The following is a 231-nucleotide window of genomic DNA, read 5'->3' as shown; positions in this document are numbered from 1 at the left end:
CTTCGGATAGCTGTTCCATTCCTTTACCGTAGGTATATTGTTTCCCCACAGGTTGGTGGAAGCGGTGCAGTTCATCATTTCGATACCATCGCCACCAGGTTTTGACCTGACTAACATTTTTTATGCTCAGAGTCTCCATGATAACCTTATTGGACTTACCTGCTTTCTTCATTTCGATACAGGCTAACTTAGTTTCTACCGAATACGCTTTTTTGACCATAACAAAACCCT

General features: G+C 42.0%; 1 pseudogene. It reads right to left on the bottom strand.

Going from position 1 to position 231, the window contains the following annotated elements:
- Positions 1 to 220: pseudogene (locus HMPREF2574_RS08715) on the bottom strand (IS3 family transposase); the annotation flags it as partial.
- Between the last annotated feature and the right edge of the window lie 11 nt (positions 221 to 231).

Origin of the sequence: Streptococcus sp. HMSC034E12 (genome assembly GCF_001835915.1) — a bacterium.
GTDB lineage: Bacteria > Bacillota > Bacilli > Lactobacillales > Streptococcaceae > Streptococcus > Streptococcus vaginalis.
This window is presented reverse-complemented; position numbering and strand designations above follow the sequence as displayed.